Consider the following 17074-nt stretch of genomic DNA (forward strand, 5'->3'; position numbering starts at 1 on the left):
CGTCCGTCGCTCCTCGACCGGAAGGACCCGCGTGACCCGCGCACTCTTCGACCCCATCACCCTCCGCGGCACCGAGATCCGGAACCGGATCTGGATCCCCCCGATGTGCCAGTACGCCGTCGACGCGCAGGACGGCGTGCCGACGGACTGGCACCTCGTGCACCTCGGCGGGCTCGCACGGGGTGGCGCCGGTGCCGTCGTCGTCGAGGCGACCGGCATCGTTCCCGAGGGTCGGATCAGCCCGCAGGACCTCGGGCTGTGGAACGACACGCAGCGTGACGCGTTCCGCCGGATCACCGCGATGATCCACTCGCAGGGCGCGAAGGCCGGCATCCAGCTCGCCCACGCGGGGCGCAAGGCGTCGACCTGGCGCGCATGGGGCGAGCACCCCGACGGCAACGTCCCCGCCGAGCAGGGCGGATGGCAGCCGGTCGGCCCGTCGGCGATCGCGTTCCCCGGGCTCGTGGAGCCCACCGAGCTCACGGCCGAGGACGTGCAGGGTGTCATCCGGGCGTTCGCCGCGGCTGCCCGCCGTGCCGTCGACGCCGGATTCGACCTGCTCGAGGTGCACGGCGCACACGGCTACCTGCTCCACGAGTTCCTGTCGCCGCTGTCGAACCAGCGCACGGACGCGTACGGCGGATCGCTCGAGAACCGTTCGCGGGCGCTGCTCGAGACCGTCGACGCGATGCGGGCCGAGGTCGGCGACAGCGTGCCGATCATCGTGCGCCTGTCCGCGACCGAGTGGACGGACGGCGGCTTCGGCCCCGAGGACGCCGTCGTCGTGTCCGGCTGGTTGCGCGAGCACGGCGTCGACCTCGTGTCGGTGTCGACCGGCGGCAACGTCGCGAACGCAGACATCCCCGTCGGGCCGGGCTACCAGCTCGCCGTCGCCTCGCAGATCAAGCACGGGGCGGGCGTTCCGGTCGCGGCCGTCGGCATGATCGACGAACCGTTCCAGGCCGAGCAGATCGTCGCGCTCGGGCAGGCGGACGTGGTGCTCGTCGGCCGCGAGGCGCTCCGCGACCCGAACTTCCCGATCCGCGCTGCGGCCGCACTCCGCTACGACATGCCGTACCGGCCGTCGCAGTACGAGCGCGCCTACCGCTGAGTCCGGCGGCACGGGGCGCCGGGTCCGCCCGCACCGGGTCGCCGCGCGCGGCGGCACCGGTGCGTCATCGGGGCGACACCTGTCGTTCACCGGACACCGGCAGGGTGTGAACGCTCACAGGGACCGCGATCCGGCGGTCCCTCGCCCCACACCGGAAGCGGACCCTTGCCTGTATCCCGATCCCTGCGCGCGACCGCGACGACCCTGACGTTCGCGGTCGCGCTCGGCACCGCCGTCCTCGCCGGACAGTCCGCCGTCGCCGCGACCGACCCGGCACCGACCGCGGCCGCGCAACCGACCGCGACCACGTCGCCGTCGGCCACCGCGCAACCGACCGCGGCCACGTCGCCGTCCGACACCGCTCCCGCGGCGAGCGCCGCCGACGTCACGGACACGAAGGACCCGAGCTGCACGACGGGTGACACTCGGCCGCTCTGCGTCGACCCCGACACGCTGCTCGACGTCCGCATCGGGGACGTGCACCCGACGCAGCCATCCCTCGGCTACGACGAGGTCTACTACAAGCTCGGCCGCTACTCCACGGCCATCGGCAAGGACGCGGTCGACAAGGAGTTCGGCGACTGGTGCGAGGCGAACGGCCAGACCGACGCCGTCAGTGCCCAGCCCGGCGCGACGCTCCGCGACCCGAGCACCTTCACGTGCGAGACGCCGGTCGGCTCCGAGACGGCGGACAGCATCGCCCCGATGAAGACCGTCGTGATCGGCCCCGGCGGCACGCTGTACCTCACCGACGGGCACCACACGCTGACCTCGTTCGCGGAAACCCCGGACGGCGGCCTCGACACGCACGTCCGTCTGCGCGTCCTCGGCAACCTCAGCGGACTCACCACCGCGGACTTCTGGACGACGATGCAGGAGCAGAAGTGGGTGTGGCTCCGCGACGTCGACGGGAAGACGATCACCCCGTCGCAGCTGCCGTCGACCGTCGGCCTCGCGAGCTTCGAGGACGACCGCGCCCGCAGCATCATGTACTTCGCCCGCGACATCGGGTACTCGGCCGACGGCGCCGTGCCGTTCCAGGAGTTCTACTGGGGCTCGTGGCTCCGCGCCCAGCCCGCGATCGACCTCGCCGGCTGGGACCAGGACGACTGGGACGCCTCCCTCGCGCTGGTCCGGCAGATCACCGAGGCGCAGGTCGCACTCCCCCGGGACGAGGTCGTCGACGCGGACAGCGGGTACACCGCGGCGGACCTCAGCACCTTCACCGCCTGGAACGACGGCAAGAAGGAGACCAAGGGCGAGTGGGCGAAGCTCGCCGTGCCCTACAGCGACGCCAAGCCGGGCAAGCTCGCGTACATGGTCGAGTACCGGAAGACGCTGGCCTCGACCCCGCCGACGGACCCGACGCCGACCGACCCGACGCCGACGCCGACGCCCACCGACCCGGTGCCGACGCCGACCAACCCGGTGCCGACGCCGACTGACCCGACGACCGTGCAGGGCACCGTCGTGGTCAGCGGCCGGATCGTCCCCGGTGGCACCGTCACCATCAGCGGCTCGGGCTTCGCGGCCTCGACGACCGGCTTCCGCGTCGAGCTGCGGTCCGACCCGGTCCTGCTCGGCACCGTCGGCACCGACGCCTCCGGGACGTTCTCGTTGACGACCACGGTCCCGGCCGGGACCTCGGCCGGCGCGCACTCGGTGGTCGTGCTCCTCGACGGGGTCCAGGTCGGCGCCACTGCGGTCACCGTCGCGATCGACCCCGGACAGAACGGGACCGGACAGAACGGGACCGGTCCGAACGGCGCCGGGAACGCCGGGTCCGGCAGCGCGACGGGCGCACTGGCGTTCACCGGGACCGAGGGCGTGGCCGCCCTCCTCGTGGCCGCCCTCGCCGCGATCGTCGCGGGCGCCACGATCCGCACCGCCCGCCGACGCGGCCGCGCCGACTGACGGACCGACGGACTGACGGACTGGGCCCACGCCGCCGGTTCCCGACCGACGCGCCAGCGGCGGGCGGGCCGTGTCGGTGGGGAGAGGGTCGGCGCACGTCTCGCGCCGACCCTCCAGTCCGTCTCATGCACCGTCCGTCGGAGGCGCACCCGCCTCGTTCCTGAGGGAACGCCCCACAGAACATGAACGTCCTCGGACACACTGGTCGGCGACGCTCCCACCGGGGTGGCTCGGCGCCGCTCCGGTTCGATGAACCCGAGGACCCCCGATGCCGCTCTTCCGAGGCCCTGCGCCCACCGACTCCCCGACCGACTCCCAGACCGGCGCACGACGCGCATGGTCCGACGCATTCGGCGGGTTCGCGACCCGGTGCCTGCAGGTCATCATCATCGTCGTCATCGGCGCGGGCCTCGTCTACGCCATCTCGACCCTCAGCGTCGTCACGATCCCGATCCTCCTCGCGCTCATCATCGCGTCCGCGATGCACCCGATCGTGGCCTGGCTCCGACGGCACCGCGTCCCGTCGGTGCTCGCGACGCTGGCCGTGCTCCTCGGCGTGCTCGTCGTCCTCGGACTGGTCGGCTGGCTCATCGTCGTCGCCGTGTCGAACCAGTGGGGCGATCTCCAGAAGTCCGCGGTCAAGGGCTTCGGCCAGCTCCAGGACTTCGCGCAGTCACTGCCCATCTCGATCTCGGACTCGCAGGTCGACAGCGTCGTGAAGACGGTGACGGACTTCGTCACGAGCGCCAAGTTCGGCTCCGGAGCGCTCGCGGGTGCCTCCGCGACGGCGAACTTCCTGACCGGGCTCGTGCTCATGGTGGTCGTGCTGTTCTTCTTCCTCAAGGACGGGCCCCGCATCTGGGAGTTCCTGCTCCGCCCGTTCACCGGCGAGCCCTACGCCCGCGCCCGCCGTGCCGGTGACCGTGTGGTCGCCACGCTCGGCGGCTACGTCCGCGGGACGGCGGCGGTCGCCGCGGTCGACGCGATCGGCATCGGTGTGGCCATCGCGATCCTCGGGGTCCCCCTGGCCCTGCCGCTCGCCGTCATCGTCTTCATCACGGCGTTCATCCCGATCGTGGGTGCGACCGCGGCGGGCATCCTCGCGGCCCTCGTCGCCCTCGTGGCGCTCGGCCCGGTGAAGGCCCTGATCGTCGTCGGCATCGTCGTCCTCGTGAACCAGCTCGAGGGCAACCTCCTCCAGCCGGTGCTCATGGGCAAGACGCCGCGGCTGCACGGGCTCGTCATCCTCCTCGGACTGACCGCCGGCACGGTGCTCGCCGGCATCACGGGGGCGATCATCTCGGTCCCGTTGATCGCGGCGGCCTGGGGCGTCATCCAGGTCTGGGACGGCGAGGACACCCCGGCGCGCGCGTGGCGGCAGAAGCGCTCCGAGGCCGTGCCGACGGGCGAGTGAGCGAGGGACCGGTCGTGACGCGGCGCTGACGCGCGCACCCGACGGGACGCGGCGCTGACGCGCGCACCTGACGGACTGGAGGCACGGGTCGGCCCCGCCCCGTGCCTCCAGTCCGTCACACCCCGCGCCCCGCGCGACCCGTCTTGCCTGCTGCCGCCGCCGCTGCGTCCGCGTCGGTCGCTGCGTCAGCGACGCAGGCGCACCCCGACCGCCTCGAACGGCGCGAGGGTGAGCCGGACGCGTCGGCCGTCGACCTCGACGTCACCGGTCCGGTCGCCGAGGTAGGTCGTCCGCTCGGCCGACACCACGTCGATCCCGACGCCGAGGGTGACCGTCGTCGGCTCGTCGGCGACGGACTGCAGCCGGACGATCGTCGACCCGTCGTCACCGTCACGGTCACCGTCACCGTCGCCGTCTGCGACGACCGACACCAGCCGGACCCGCTCGTCACTGATCGTCAGCAGGTCCGCCACCGCGCGGTCCGACCTCGGGCCGACCGTCGCCGGGACCGCCGAGAGCGGCCGGACGAGGTCGGACGTCGTGGTCAGCGCGACGGCCTCGAGGCGCTGCGCAGAGTGTTGGCGCACCCCGACGGCGTACTCGAACGTCGCCGTGAACCCCTGCTCGATCGGGAAGTTCGTGTCCCACACGTTGTTGTGCAGCCACGAGTAGATCGTCGCGGGCTGGAGCGGACTCGTGCTCTGCGGGAACGGCGCGTACGGCAGGCTGATCGCACCGGGCTGCACGAGGGGAGCGTCCTTCGTCACCCACGCGACGCCGTGCTGGCCGTCCTCGATCGTGACCCAGTTCCGGATCGCGCGCATGTGCTGCGGGGCTCCCGGGATGTGCTGGAGGCCGTCACCCGTGACGCCACCCGACACCTCGGAACGCACCGTCGGGTCCTCGGCAGCGAACGGGAATGCGAAGTACGCGCTCTCCTTGGTCCGGGTGACCGGCTTCGCCAGGCGATTCGCGATGCGCAGTCGGGGCTCGCCGTGCCGGAGGCGCAGGGTGACCCGGACCTCGTCGACTCCACCCGCGGCGAAGGCGTAGGTGAGCCGCTCCTCGACCGCGTCCGACACACGCTCGACGAGCACCGCCGGCCCGCCCGTGGTGCGCGATGCGAGCAGTTCGAGTCGGTCCGTGCTCCACAGCTTGTTCGCCAGGTGGTTCACACCCGCGCCGGACGAGCCGTACTCGTCGTACACGTAGGCGTTGAACCCCGTCGGCGCGTGCTGCTCGACGAGCTGCCGGCCGGTGGCGAGCTCCACGATGGAGCGGATGCTCGACGTGTGCGGGTCGACCTCGACCCGCAGGTACTCGTTCTCGAGACGGAAGAGCTCGCCGAGCGGGTTCGCCGTCGGGTCGTGCACCGTCGACGGCTCGGGCTCGACCTCGGTCGGGTGCACGTCGAGCCGGACGAAACCGAACCCGGGGACGTCCGTGACCTGCGCGCTGATCCACCGGCCGGACTCGCGGTGGAGCGAGTTCGACTGCGGCTCGACGACGTGCGGCAGCACCGCGCCGGTCCGACCGTCACGGAGCTCGACGTGCTGCGCGAACGGGACGGTGGACTCCTTGAGCAGGAGTCGCACCACGCCGGTCCGGGTGGAGCCCGAGGCGTTGGCGACGACGATCCCGGCCAGGGCCCCCGACGGCGCGTCGACCGTGTCGGCGAGCGACACGAGCGCGTACTCCTCGAGGTCGCGGGCGCGCTGCTGGGCGGTGATGGCCTGGCCGACCTTCCACTGCCACTGTCGCTCACCCGAGTCGTAGCCCTCGTCGCCGTGGGTCCACGAGTTGCTGGCACCCCACGTGTGCTCGTCGAACATCGTGATCGCGTCGTACGTGGCGTCGGCGTCCGCGCGCTCGGTCGGCACCGCGTCACCCCCGAGCCACGCGGTCGCCTGCGAGAAGGACCGTGCGTCGCTCACCGTGGCCTGCGCCTCGCGGTTCAGCGCCATCGGCACGGCCGCCGACCCGACGCCCTCGACCCACCAGTCACCCCAGTCGCCCTGCATGGTCTGGACGTCGTCGCCGTGGCGCTCCTCGATCTCGGCGAAGAAGTCCTCGTTCCGGGAGACCCGCAGCGTCGGTGACGTCCAGGTCTCGTTCCAGCGCCGGACGGTCTCGGCGAGGTGCAGACGCGCGGGACCGTTGTCACCCATGAACCCCTGCGTGCGGAGGTGCAGGACCTCCCACGGGTACCCGGGACGGCCCTCGGCCTCTTCGCCGTGGGCGCCGAACACCCCGGGCGGGAACGGGTAGCCCCGGGTGGCGAGTGCGGTGAGGTACGCGGGCAGGTAGGTCTCGGCCACCTCGTAGTCCTCGGTGAGCCCCACCATCGGACCCTCCATGTACGCGAGGCCGTGCGGGCTGTCCGTCATCCAGACCAGGACGGAGTTCCCGGCCGGGGTGGTCCAGCGGAACAGCCGCGGGAGGTCGAGCGCGCCGTTCGTGTGCGGCATCGACCGGCCGGCCCAGTTGTGCGCCACGGCGAGGTAGCGGACGCCGACCTCCTGCAGGGCGTCCGGCAGCCCGGCGACCTGCCCGGGGACGTCGGTCTGCATCGCGGTCGTGAAGTCGATCCCGTACTGCTCACGGATCCGCCGGGCCTCGCGGAGCAGCTCGTGCAGCTCCTCGGTCGAGCAGGTGTCGGTGTGCAGGTTGAACGGCATCGCGCTGAGGCCGATCGAGCCCTCCTGCACGAGCCGGACGAACTCAGCGACCTTCGCGGCGGGGCGGTGCCGCTCCCAGTCCGTGAACGCCCAGAGCGCCTCGACGTTCCAGCGGAACCGTGCGGCGTCCGGCCACTCCTCGGTCGCCGCGGCGAGCTCGACCGCTGAGTCCAGATAGGAGCGCTGCGACGCGATGACGGCGGCCTGCGGGTCGGTGTAGCCGAAGTCGAAGTGCGAGTGGTGCACGACGTGCACCGACCACGCGCGCTGCGGCAGGAGCGTGAAGGTCGCGGTCTCCGGTCCGACTGACGGGAGGCCCAGGGTCACGTCCGTCGGTCCGCTCACCTCGCGCACGAGGAGACGGATCGAGGTGTCGTCCGGTGCGGGTGCGCGACCGACGACGAGCTCGCCGTCCGGGCCGGTGAGCGAGGCACCGGTCGCGGCTGCGGCTGCGGCCGTGGCGCCGGCTGCGTCTGCGGCCTTGGCTCCGGCTGCGTTTGCGGCCGTGGCTCCGGGTCCGTCGGGTCCATCGAGGAGCAGGCGGACGCTCTGGACGGGGACGCCGTCGACCGTGGTGCGGAGCGGCTCGGGCAGGACCCGGACGGTCGTGCCGCCGATCGTCACGGTGGTCACGGTGGCCCGGTCGAGCAGCCCGGCTCTCGCCTCGAGGTGCGACCAGGGCTGGGCGGAGACGAGGGCGGGTTCGGTGCGGTCAGTCATCGGTGTTCGAGGGTTCCGTTCGGCAGTGCAGGGATGGGCTGAGTGGTGCTGGGTGTGGCCGGGCCGGGTGTGGCCGGGCCGTCGGGCTCAGGCCGTCGGGCTCAGGCCGTCGGGTTCAGGCCGTCGGGTTCAGGCCCCGGGCGAAGAACCGCTGGAACCCGAAGAACACCGCGATCGTCGGGAGCGAGGCGACCAGCGCACCGGCGAGCGCCACGGGGGGACCGTAGGTCGAGTAGTTCCCGGTGAGGTCGGCGAGGGTCGCCATCACCGGACGGATGTTCGCGCTCGAGGACAGCGTCAGCCCGAAGAGCAGGTCGTTCCAGATCCACGTGAACTGGAACACGAACGCCGCGAGGAGGGCACTCGTGGACAGCGGCAGGTGGATCCGGAAGAACATCCGGACCCAACCGGCGCCGTCGAGCGATGCCGCCTCGCGGATCTCGATCGGCAGTCCGGTCATGTGCCCGCGGACGACGAAGAACGCGAACGGGATGGTGAGCGCGACGTACACGAGCAGCATGCCGTACTGGGTGTCGAACAACGACGCGGCGGCGTACCCGGTGAACAGCGGCGAGAGGAACGCCTGGAGCGGCAGGATCGTCCCGATGTAGATCACCCAGAACCAGAGGGTCGGGCGCTTGACGGGCATGATCGTCACCGCGAACGACGCGAGCGCCGCGATGAGGACCGCGGCCCCGGCACCGACGACCGAGTACAGCAGGCTGTTCAGCATGCCCTGCCCGACGTTGGCGTTGCGGAACGCGATCCCGATGTTGTCGAACAGCGACCACGACGTCGGCCACCACGACGGTGATCCGGAGTAGTCGGCGCCCTTCGTGAACGCGTTGACGACGAGCAGGTACGACGGGACGAGCCAGATCAGGGACACGAGTGTCAGGACGACCGCGAGGACGCGGCGGGATGTCTTCGTCACGGGGTGGTTCCTAGTTCTCGTTCGGGCGGAGCTGGCGGCGGAGGTAGGCCCAGGACGCGACCACGACCACGACGGTCAGGAACACCGCGACGGCGGCACCGGCCCCGTACCGCGACAGCGTGAAGGTCTCGCGGTACATGGTGAGGGCGAGCGTCTCGGACGCCGTCCCCGGACCGCCGTTGGTGAGCAGGAGCACCTGGTCGAAGACCTTGAGGCTCCCGACGATGGAGATGCCGACCACGACGATCGTCATCGGCCGGAGCTGCGGGAAGGTGACGCTCCAGAACAGCCGCCACCCGGATGCACCGTCGAGCGACGCTGCCTCGAGCGTGCTCGGCGGGATCGACTGCAGTCCGACGAGGAACAGGATGACGCACGCCCCGCTGGCCTGCCAGGTCGTCGCGATGATCATCATCACGGTGTTGAGCGGCCACTGCAGGAGCCACTGCGACACGAGCGCGTCGAGGCCGAACAGCCGCAGCACGGAGTCGAGCCCGCCGTCGGTGGACAGCATGAACGTCCACACCACCGCGGTCGCCGAACCGGAGATCGCGTACGGCAGGATGATCGCGAACCGGGCGAGGCTGCCGAGCTGCAGCTTCCAGGTGCCGACCGCGACCGCCAGGCCGATCCCCACCGGGAGCAGCAGCGTGCCGACGACCCAGAGGAACGTGTTGAAGACCGACTGCCCGAAGGCCGGGTCGGCAAACATCGCGCGGTAGTTCTCGAGCCCGATGAAGCGCCGGGTGAACCCGTTGTCGTCGAAGAAGCTGCGGTAGATGGTGAACCCGAACGGCACGACGAGGAGCAGGACGACGAGCACGACGGCGGGCGTCAGGAACGCACCGCCCACGAGCCGGGTCCGGATCGACGCACTGCGGGGTGCGGTCGTCCTCGCGCGACGGGGTGCAGGGGTGTCGTCCACCGCATCGCGCGGGATCGGGGGCTGGGTGAGTGTCATGCGGCGTTCCAGGTCTTCCACTCGGTCCGTGCTCGGTCCTGCATCGACTGCAGCGTCGACACTCCGTTCGCCTTCGTCGGGTTCACCATGAAGGCGCCGAGGTCGGCCACGTTGCCCTCGATGAGCGGCGTCGGCGAGGCTTCCCAGTACCGCGTCAGCTCGGTCGGCTTCGTCGTGGCGATGTCCTTCGCGAGGTCCTGCACGAGGTGCGACTTCGGGAGTGCTGCCGGGTTCGGGCTCGTGTCGCCGAGGAACCCGACCCACGCGGTCTGGACGTCCGTGGCGAGCCAGTTCCCGGCGACCTCGACGGCAGCGCGGTGTCGGTGCGCCTTGACCGGCACCGAGAGCGAACCGCTCTCGACGACGATCGCCGGATCGACCGACGCGGTGTGCGGCGGGACCCGGAAGAACCCGATGTCGTCGTCGGTGAGCCCGGCGGCGAGCAGGGTGTTGGCGAACCAGGTGCCGTAGAGCATCATGCCGAACTTGCCCTGCTTGACGAGCCCCGGCAGGTCGTTCGACGTGACGTCCGGCGCGGAGAACATCTTGTCGGCGTACATCGAGGACCACATGTCCATCGCCTGCTTCGCCGGGTCGTCGAGGTAGCTCGCGTGGTTCGTCGTGACGGCCTTGTAGTAGGCCGGGTCGATCGACGCCAGGAGCTGCATGAACCAGATCTCGGCTTCCCAGGTGGTCGCGCCCGGCGACAGGAACGGGGTGATCCCGGCGTCACGGAGGGTGGAGGCCGCGCTCATCAGCTCGTCGAAGGTGGTCGGGACGGTGATGCCCTGCTCCGCGAACGCCTTCTTGCTGTAGAACACCGCGTAGTAGCTCTTGTAGAGCGGGACGCCGAAGGCCTTGCCCCGGTAGGTGAACGACGCACGCTGTTCGGGGTCCACCCACTTCCGCTCGATCGCCGTGTCCCAGACGTCGTTGAGGTCGGTGAGGATGTCGGCGCGGGCGATGTCCTGCAGCCGGTACCCGTTCGTCCACTTGATGAGGTCGGTCGTGCTGTCCGTCTGGGCGGTCATCCGGATGATCTGGGTGTAGTTCGCGACGCTCGCGATCGACCGAGACGTGATCCGGTAGCCGATCCGGTCCGCCAGGACGGCGGAGGCCGCAGCGTAGCCGGGCCCCCACGTCGGGTTGTCGCTGTTCAGGGTGACCGTGCCGGCGGCCGACGGCCGGGTGTCGGACCCCTTGGCGCATGCCGCGAGCAGCGCCGCGAGCATGCCGGACCCACCGACCGCGAGCGCGGTCCTGCGGGTCACCTGGGCTGCGCCGGGACCGGGGCGTCCGGTTTCGGGATGGGGCATCGCCGCTCCTCTGTCGTCGTCGACTGGTGTTGATAACGTTACCAACCACCATACACGCCTGTCGGGGCCGCACAAGGTGAACGGTCCTGTATACCTGGGACATGGGCTCGTCGGCAGATTCGTCCCCGATCGGGACCGGACGGGGTGCCGCGATCACCGTCAAGGACATCGCGCGGGCCGCCGACGTGAGCCCGATGACCGTCTCTCGGGTGCTCTCCGGTGGCAAGAACGTCCGACCCGCGCTCCGAGAACACGTCGAGCAGGTCATCGCCCAGGTCGGCTACCACCGCAACGAGAACGCCAGGAGCCTCCGACCGGGACACCGCTCGGGCCTGATCGGCGTGATGATCACGAACATCAGCAACCCCTACTACGCCGGCGTCGTCCAGGGCATCGAACGGGTGGTCGCGGCCACGGGTCGACGGATCCTCGTGGGGACGACCAACGAGGACGCCGAGCTCGAACGACAGCTGCTGTCGGACTTCCTCGGGCGTCAGGTCGAGGGACTCGTCGTGGTCCCCGTCGGACAGGACGCCGAACGGTTCCGTCCGGAGCGGCTGCACGGCGTGCCACTGGTCCTGGCGTCGAGGACCGTCGAGGGGGTCGCCGCCGACTCGGTGCTGATCGACGACGTGCACGGGGCGCAGCAGGCGGCCGAGACCATGCTCGACGAGGGGCACCGGCGCATCGCGTTCCTCGGCAACAAGGAGACCGTGTCGACCGGGCAGCGGCGCCTCGTCGGGTTCCGGTCCGCGCTCGATGCCCGGGGCGTGCCGCTGGCCGACGACCTCGTCGTGTTCGGGCTGCAGGACGCCGAGGCCGCCGAGTCCGCCACACGCGATCTCCTCGAGCGACCGGACGCGCCGACGGCGGTGTTCGCGGCGAACAACCGGATCAGCATCGGTGCGATCCGGGCCATCCGCGCCGCCCAGCTCGCCGGGGGTGCGCCGGTGCGCCTCTTCGCCTTCGACTCGTTCGACCTGGTCGACATGGCGCCGATCCCGCTGTCCGTGATCGACCACGACCCGGAGGAGCTCGGTCGCGTGTCCGCCGAGATGCTCCTGTCCCGACTCGACGGTCGGAGCGACGGCGAGCGTGCTGACGCCCGTGACGAGGACCATGGGGACGACCGCGGGGATCGCCCGGACGACGTCGGCGACCCGGCCACCGGCCCGCGGCTCGTCGAGCTCCCGGTCCGCGTCGTCCACCACTGAGCGCCGCCGTTTGCGCTGCCGCCGGGGGTCTCGACTAGGGTTGGTAACGTTATCACCGCACAAAGGAGTTCTCCGTGACGACTTCCCTCCCCGCCGGAGTGGTCCCCGGCCTCTACGACAAGACACCGACGATCGACCTGCCCGACGGACACGAGGCATGGTCGGGTGCGGCGACGTGGGCTCGGATCGCGGCGGAGCTCTCCGGGCGGACTCGACGTGTCGTGGCCATGGACACCTACCCGGGCACCGACCTCGTCGCACTCCGCGCCGAGCTCGAGTCCGTCGCTCCGGATGCCGTGCTCATCAACGTCGAGGACGCCGCCGCCAAGTCCTCCGGCGAGATCGATGCACTGATCGCCGGGAACCTCACGGACGACCGGGTCTTCGGCGTGCTCGGGCACCAGGTGCTCTCCGACTTCTACGACCGGGACCGCCTCGACACGACCGCGGCGCGCATCGAGCGTGCCGACGGACCGGTGGTCGTGTTCGGCTGGGGTGCAACCCTCGTGCCGACGTCGTTCGACACCGTCGTGCTCGCCGACCTCGCCCGCTGGGAGATCCAGCGGCGACAGCGAGCCGGCGCCCCGAACTGGCGGGCGGACAACGGGGACGAGGACCAGCTCCGGAAGGTCAAGCGCGGCTACTTCGTCGAGTGGCGCGTCGCTGATCGGCACAAGCGCGACCTGTTCGACCGGATCGACTTCGTCCTCGACGCGAACGACTCGATGCGGGGCGCGAAGCTGATCGAGGCGAGGGCCTTCCTCGCGGGGCTCGAGATCGCGAGCCGTCGGCCGTTCCGGGTCGTCCCGTTCTTCGACCCGGGCGTCTGGGGCGGCCAGTGGATGAAGGACGTGCTCGACGTCGGCGACGAGAGCAACTACGCGTGGTGCTTCGACTGCGTCCCCGAGGAGAACAGCCTCCTCCTCCGCGTCGGCGACCCGACGGGCGCGAGCACGACGGTCGAGATCCCTGCGCTCGACCTGGTCTTCCGGCACCCGCGTGAACTCCTCGGCGAGAAGACCCACGCGCGCTTCGGGGCCGAGTTCCCGATCCGCTTCGACTTCCTCGACACGATGGCCGGCGGCAACCTCTCGCTCCAGGTGCACCCGCTGACCGACTACATGCAGAACACGTTCGGCATGCCGTACACGCAGGACGAGAGCTACTACCTGCTCGACGCCGCCGACGACGCCGTGGTGTACCTCGGGGTCCGGGACGACGTCGACCCGGCCGCCATGGAGTCCGCGCTCCGGGCCGCGGCGGCGGGCGGCGACCCGTTCGACGTGCCGGCGTACGTCAACGCGTTCCCGGCGGCCAAGCACGACCACTTCCTGATCCCGGCGGGGACGGTGCACTGCTCGGGGGCGGACTCGATGGTCCTCGAGATCTCGGCGACGCCGTACATCTTCACGTTCAAGATGTGGGACTGGGGTCGTGTCGGCCTCGACGGCGTCCCACGGCCCGTGCACCTCGACCACGCGCTCGCCAACATCCAGTGGAACCGCGACACCGGGTTCGCCCGCGACGAGCTCGTCGGCCAGGTGGAGCAGGTCGCGAGCGGTGACGGCTGGGTGGAGGAGCGGACCGGGCTGCACGAGCTCGAGTTCATCGAGGTCCGGCGACACTGGTTCGACACCACGGTCGAGCACGACACCCGCGGCACCGTGAACGTCCTCAACCTGGTCGAGGGTGCCGAGGCGGTCGTCGAGAGTCCGACCGGCGCGTTCGAGCCGTTCGTGGTGCACTACGCCGAGACGTTCATCGTCCCGGCGTCGGTCGGTCGGTACACGATCCGCCCCTGCGGCCACGGCGAGGGCCAGCGCTGCGGAACGGTCCTCGCCTCGGTCCGGGGAACCTCGATCGACGACTGAGCCCGGGGTCCCCGACGGGCGACAGACTCCCGGGGACCCCGGGCGACAGACTCCCGGGGACCCCGACGGGCGACTGCGTCCTGAAGAACCTCGTCCGACGACGCCGTCGCGCTGGTCAGGCGGCCCAGGCCGCGGCGCCGACGAGGGGCGCACGCGCTCCGAGCCGGGCGGGCACGAGCTCGGGGGCGATCGTCGGCGCGCCCGCCGCGAGTCCGCGTCCGAGCGGGACCGCGATGACGTCCCACGACCCCGCGATGGCGCCACCCACGACGACGCGGGTGGCGCCGAACCGCTGCACCCACGGCGCCAGCGCACGTCCGAGCGCCCCGAGTGCCGCATCGACCACGACCATCGCGTCGTCGTCCCCGGCGCGCGCGGCCGCGCACACCTCGGCGACGGTCCGTTCCTGGCCGGTCCGTTCGCGGAAGGCATCCCGGATCGCCGGCGACGACATCACCCGCTCGAGCGGGACCCCGTCGATCTCGATCCGGTGCGCGTCGCCGTTCGGGGGCACGTCGGGGCCGCCGTCGACCTCGTGGCCGTCCGCCAGGAACGCCGATCCGACACCGGTGCCGAGCGTGACGCACAGCAGTCGAGCGGCGTGCTCACCGGCGCCGGTGGCCCACTCGCCGATCCCGTAGGCGACCGCGTCGTTCAGGAACCCGATGCGGTCGGTCGTGGTGCCGAGCCGCATCGCGAACTCCGCGCGGAGGTCGACACCGGCGATCGAACGGAACTTGTCGACGCCCTCGAAGCTGCCGACACCGGCGGCCGCGTCGAACGGCCCGGGGATGGCGATCGCCCACCGAGTCGGGGCCGCCGCCGAACCGTCGGACAGCAGGGACCGCGCCGGCGCCGCGAGCCCCGCGAGCAGGACCTCCCGCGGGGCGTGGGGGTCGAGGGACCCCGCGGCCTCCGCCAGGACCTGCCCGGGCTCGGCCGGGTCGATCAGCGCTGCTGTGACGTGTCCGCCGCCGATGTCCATGACACCGACGACGGCTCTGTTCGACACGGTTCCCACACGTCCTCCACTCAGCTGATGTCCCCGAGACGGTCGCTCGACCACCCGAGTGCCGCGAAGACCTGGATCATCGCCGCCTGGTCCAGTGTGGCGGCCGGACGGGTCAGATCGACGTCGCCCCCGCCGCTCGGCTGGAAGTGGAAGAGCCCGGTCGCGGGGTCACGGTTGTCCCGCCACGTCGCGTTCGCCCAGGCCTCGGCCGCCGCGCGGTAGGCCGGGTCGTGCTGCACCGAGTCGAGCAGCAGGAGGTCCTTGAAGTAGAACGCGTTGAACACGGCCGGCTGCTGCTGCAGACGGTTGTCCGTGGTCCAGTACGCCAGCGAACCTCTCGCCGCCGCCCGCGCCTGCTGGAGGTACTTCGGGTCCTGGGTCGCGCGGTACAGGATCGTCGCAGTCCCGATCATGGCGCCCGAGTTGTAGGTCCAGAGCGTCGTGTCGACGGTCCCGTCGTCGTTCCGACTGTTCTGGTAGAGACCCGCGGACTGGCGCAGGCACCGGTTGTTCCAGTCGTACAGCTTCGTGCTCCACCGCAGGTACGACGGGTCCTTCGTCTCCTCGTACAGGTGCGCTGCGAGCTGGGCCCCGAGCCCGGTCACGTTCGCGGCCCTGACGGTGTTGTCCGGCCGGTCGATCCAGTCGAGCCCGCCGGGGCAGGTGAGCGTCGTGTCGGTGTTCCATCCGCGCGAGGCGATGTCGAACGCCGTCCGCGCGGCGTCCAGGTACGAGGCGTTCCCGGTCGCGCGGTACTCGCTGATGTTCGAGAGCCCGACCACGTCGTTGTCGTCGTAGTACACGTCGCCACCCGTGCCGAGCGGTGCCGGCAAGTAGGACTCGTAGCCGGGTCGGCCGCCCGGGAGGACGGCGTAGTAGTTCTGGAACCCGCTGACCCGAGCCGCTGCGGAGTTCGTGTACGCGGCGCCCGCTCCGGGCAGCCCCTGCAGGTCGAGCGCCGCCTGCGTCGCCTCGCGGTACTCCCAGAGGTACGAGTACGGGTTCCCGGTGCTCGTGTCGGTGTTCTCGCGGTACAGCCCGTGCCCCGCGGCGCCGGTGTACAGGCTGTCCTGCATGGCGTCGTAGGTGCTGCTCGCACGGGACTGCCAGACGCCGTCCGGCGAGGTGGCGGCATGAGCGGGGGTCCCCGTCCCGGCGACGATGCTGCCGCCGATGGCGAGGGCCGCGACGGTGGCGACCGTCGCGACGCGTGTGAACGCGGTGGTCGTGGAGTAGCGCGTGGGCGTCATTGCACATCCTGCTTCCGTTTGGTATCGATACCATAACCGGAAGGACCGACCTCCGCCAGCCCCTCCGGACGAGCAACCCATGTTCGACGGTTCGTGTGTTGACTGTTTGAGTTCTAACGGTTAGAGTTCTGATCATGAACGAACCGGGTCCCTCGCTGACGACCAACCTCGACCTCCTCCGGTGGATCGGGTGGGCGCAGCAGCAGGCCGGGCTCGAGTGGATCCGGGAGCGCGACCTCAGCCACCAGCAGAGCTTCGTCCTCGGGTACCTCGTCAAGGCCCCCGGCGCGATCCAGCGAGACATCGCGGAGATCTCCCACACCACACCGGCGAGCGTCTCGAGTCTCCTGCAGGGGCTCGAGCGTCGCGGGCTGGTCGAACGACGCGCCGACCCGGACAACGAACGCAGCAAGCGCGTCCACGCCACCCCCGCCGGAACCGACCTGATCGCCGGGTTCGACACCGCCATGCGCGACACCGAGGAGACGATCCTCGCGCCGCTCGACCAGCACGAGCGGGCGACCCTGCACGCGCTGCTGACCAAGATCACCGCGGTCCTGCCGCAGCCGACCCGGAGCTGACCGGCGGCCGACCGGCCGACCGGCACCGCCCCTCCCGGCCGACTCCGCACCCCACGCGCCCGTCAGGGCGTCCCCCACCACGCGCCGTCCGTCGGCGC

At 71.1% G+C, this 17074-nt stretch carries 12 protein-coding genes; 6 read left to right on the top strand and 6 right to left on the bottom strand.

Annotated elements, in window-relative coordinates; translation table 11 throughout:
• The first annotated feature begins 31 nt into the window (after nt 1-31).
• The 3 genes from ASF23_RS05555 (at nt 32) to ASF23_RS05565 (ending at nt 4439) form a co-directional block, all read left to right on the top strand.
• On the top strand, nt 32-1111 hold the full coding sequence (locus tag ASF23_RS05555) for an NADH:flavin oxidoreductase/NADH oxidase (RefSeq protein ID WP_055950367.1): 1080 nt from the start codon (nt 32-34) through the stop codon (nt 1109-1111).
• A 165-nt stretch (nt 1112-1276) separates the two neighbouring features.
• A complete protein-coding gene (locus ASF23_RS17775; RefSeq protein WP_200919311.1) occupies nt 1277-3025 on the top strand; it encodes a ParB-like protein in 1749 nt (582 codons plus the stop codon).
• 268 nt (nt 3026-3293) lie between these two features.
• Nucleotides 3294-4439, top strand: a complete 1146-nt coding sequence (locus ASF23_RS05565; RefSeq protein WP_055950369.1) for an AI-2E family transporter — start codon at nt 3294-3296, stop codon at nt 4437-4439.
• 185 nt (nt 4440-4624) lie between these two features.
• On the opposite strand, the gene ASF23_RS05570 is transcribed toward ASF23_RS05565, so the two are convergent.
• The 4 genes from ASF23_RS05570 to ASF23_RS05585 all read right to left on the bottom strand — a co-directional run bounded on the left by ASF23_RS05570 (nt 4625) and on the right by ASF23_RS05585 (nt 11048).
• Nucleotides 4625-7837 (bottom strand): glycoside hydrolase family 38 C-terminal domain-containing protein, encoded by a 3213-nt coding sequence (locus ASF23_RS05570; protein ID WP_055950372.1) that lies wholly within the window; start codon nt 7835-7837, stop codon nt 4625-4627.
• Between the two features lie 115 nt (nt 7838-7952).
• Entirely contained in the window at nt 7953-8771 is an 819-nt protein-coding gene (locus tag ASF23_RS05575; RefSeq protein ID WP_055950376.1) for a carbohydrate ABC transporter permease, read from the bottom strand.
• Between the two features lie 10 nt (nt 8772-8781).
• Nucleotides 8782-9732 carry a carbohydrate ABC transporter permease gene (locus ASF23_RS05580; RefSeq protein ID WP_055950378.1) on the bottom strand — a complete coding sequence of 317 codons (951 nt, stop codon included), beginning with the start codon at nt 9730-9732 and terminating at the stop codon, nt 8782-8784.
• A complete protein-coding gene (locus tag ASF23_RS05585; RefSeq protein WP_082473865.1) occupies nt 9729-11048 on the bottom strand; it encodes an ABC transporter substrate-binding protein in 1320 nt (439 codons plus the stop codon). Before ASF23_RS05585 ends, ASF23_RS05580 begins: the two co-directional genes overlap by 4 nt.
• 101 nt (nt 11049-11149) lie before the next feature.
• Between ASF23_RS05585 and ASF23_RS05590 the strand changes: the two genes are divergently transcribed.
• Together ASF23_RS05590 and ASF23_RS05595 are read left to right on the top strand one after the other, a co-directional pair.
• Nucleotides 11150-12262, top strand: a complete 1113-nt coding sequence (locus tag ASF23_RS05590; RefSeq protein ID WP_055950383.1) for a LacI family DNA-binding transcriptional regulator — start codon at nt 11150-11152, stop codon at nt 12260-12262.
• A gap of 74 nt (nt 12263-12336) precedes the next feature.
• A complete protein-coding gene (locus tag ASF23_RS05595) occupies nt 12337-14133 on the top strand; it encodes a class I mannose-6-phosphate isomerase (RefSeq protein WP_055950387.1) in 1797 nt (598 codons plus the stop codon).
• 115 nt (nt 14134-14248) lie between these two features.
• On the opposite strand, the gene ASF23_RS05600 is transcribed toward ASF23_RS05595, so the two are convergent.
• Together ASF23_RS05600 and ASF23_RS05605 are read right to left on the bottom strand one after the other, a co-directional pair.
• Nucleotides 14249-15145, bottom strand: coding sequence for an ROK family protein (locus ASF23_RS05600; protein ID WP_200919312.1), 897 nt, complete (start codon nt 15143-15145; stop codon nt 14249-14251).
• 20 nt (nt 15146-15165) lie between these two features.
• The gene (locus tag ASF23_RS05605; RefSeq protein ID WP_055950392.1) at nt 15166-16395 is read right to left on the bottom strand and encodes a glycoside hydrolase family 76 protein; all 1230 of its coding nucleotides are present in this window, start codon (nt 16393-16395) and stop codon (nt 15166-15168) included.
• Nucleotides 16396-16529: 134 nt separating this feature from the next.
• On the opposite strand from ASF23_RS05605, the gene ASF23_RS05610 reads away from it, so the two are divergent.
• Nucleotides 16530-16976, top strand: coding sequence for a MarR family winged helix-turn-helix transcriptional regulator (locus tag ASF23_RS05610; protein ID WP_055950394.1), 447 nt, complete (start codon nt 16530-16532; stop codon nt 16974-16976).
• Nucleotides 16977-17074 lie beyond the last annotated feature (98 nt).

It is taken from the genome of Curtobacterium sp. Leaf261 (genome assembly GCF_001422205.1).
Taxonomy (GTDB): Bacteria; Actinomycetota; Actinomycetes; order Actinomycetales; family Microbacteriaceae; genus Curtobacterium.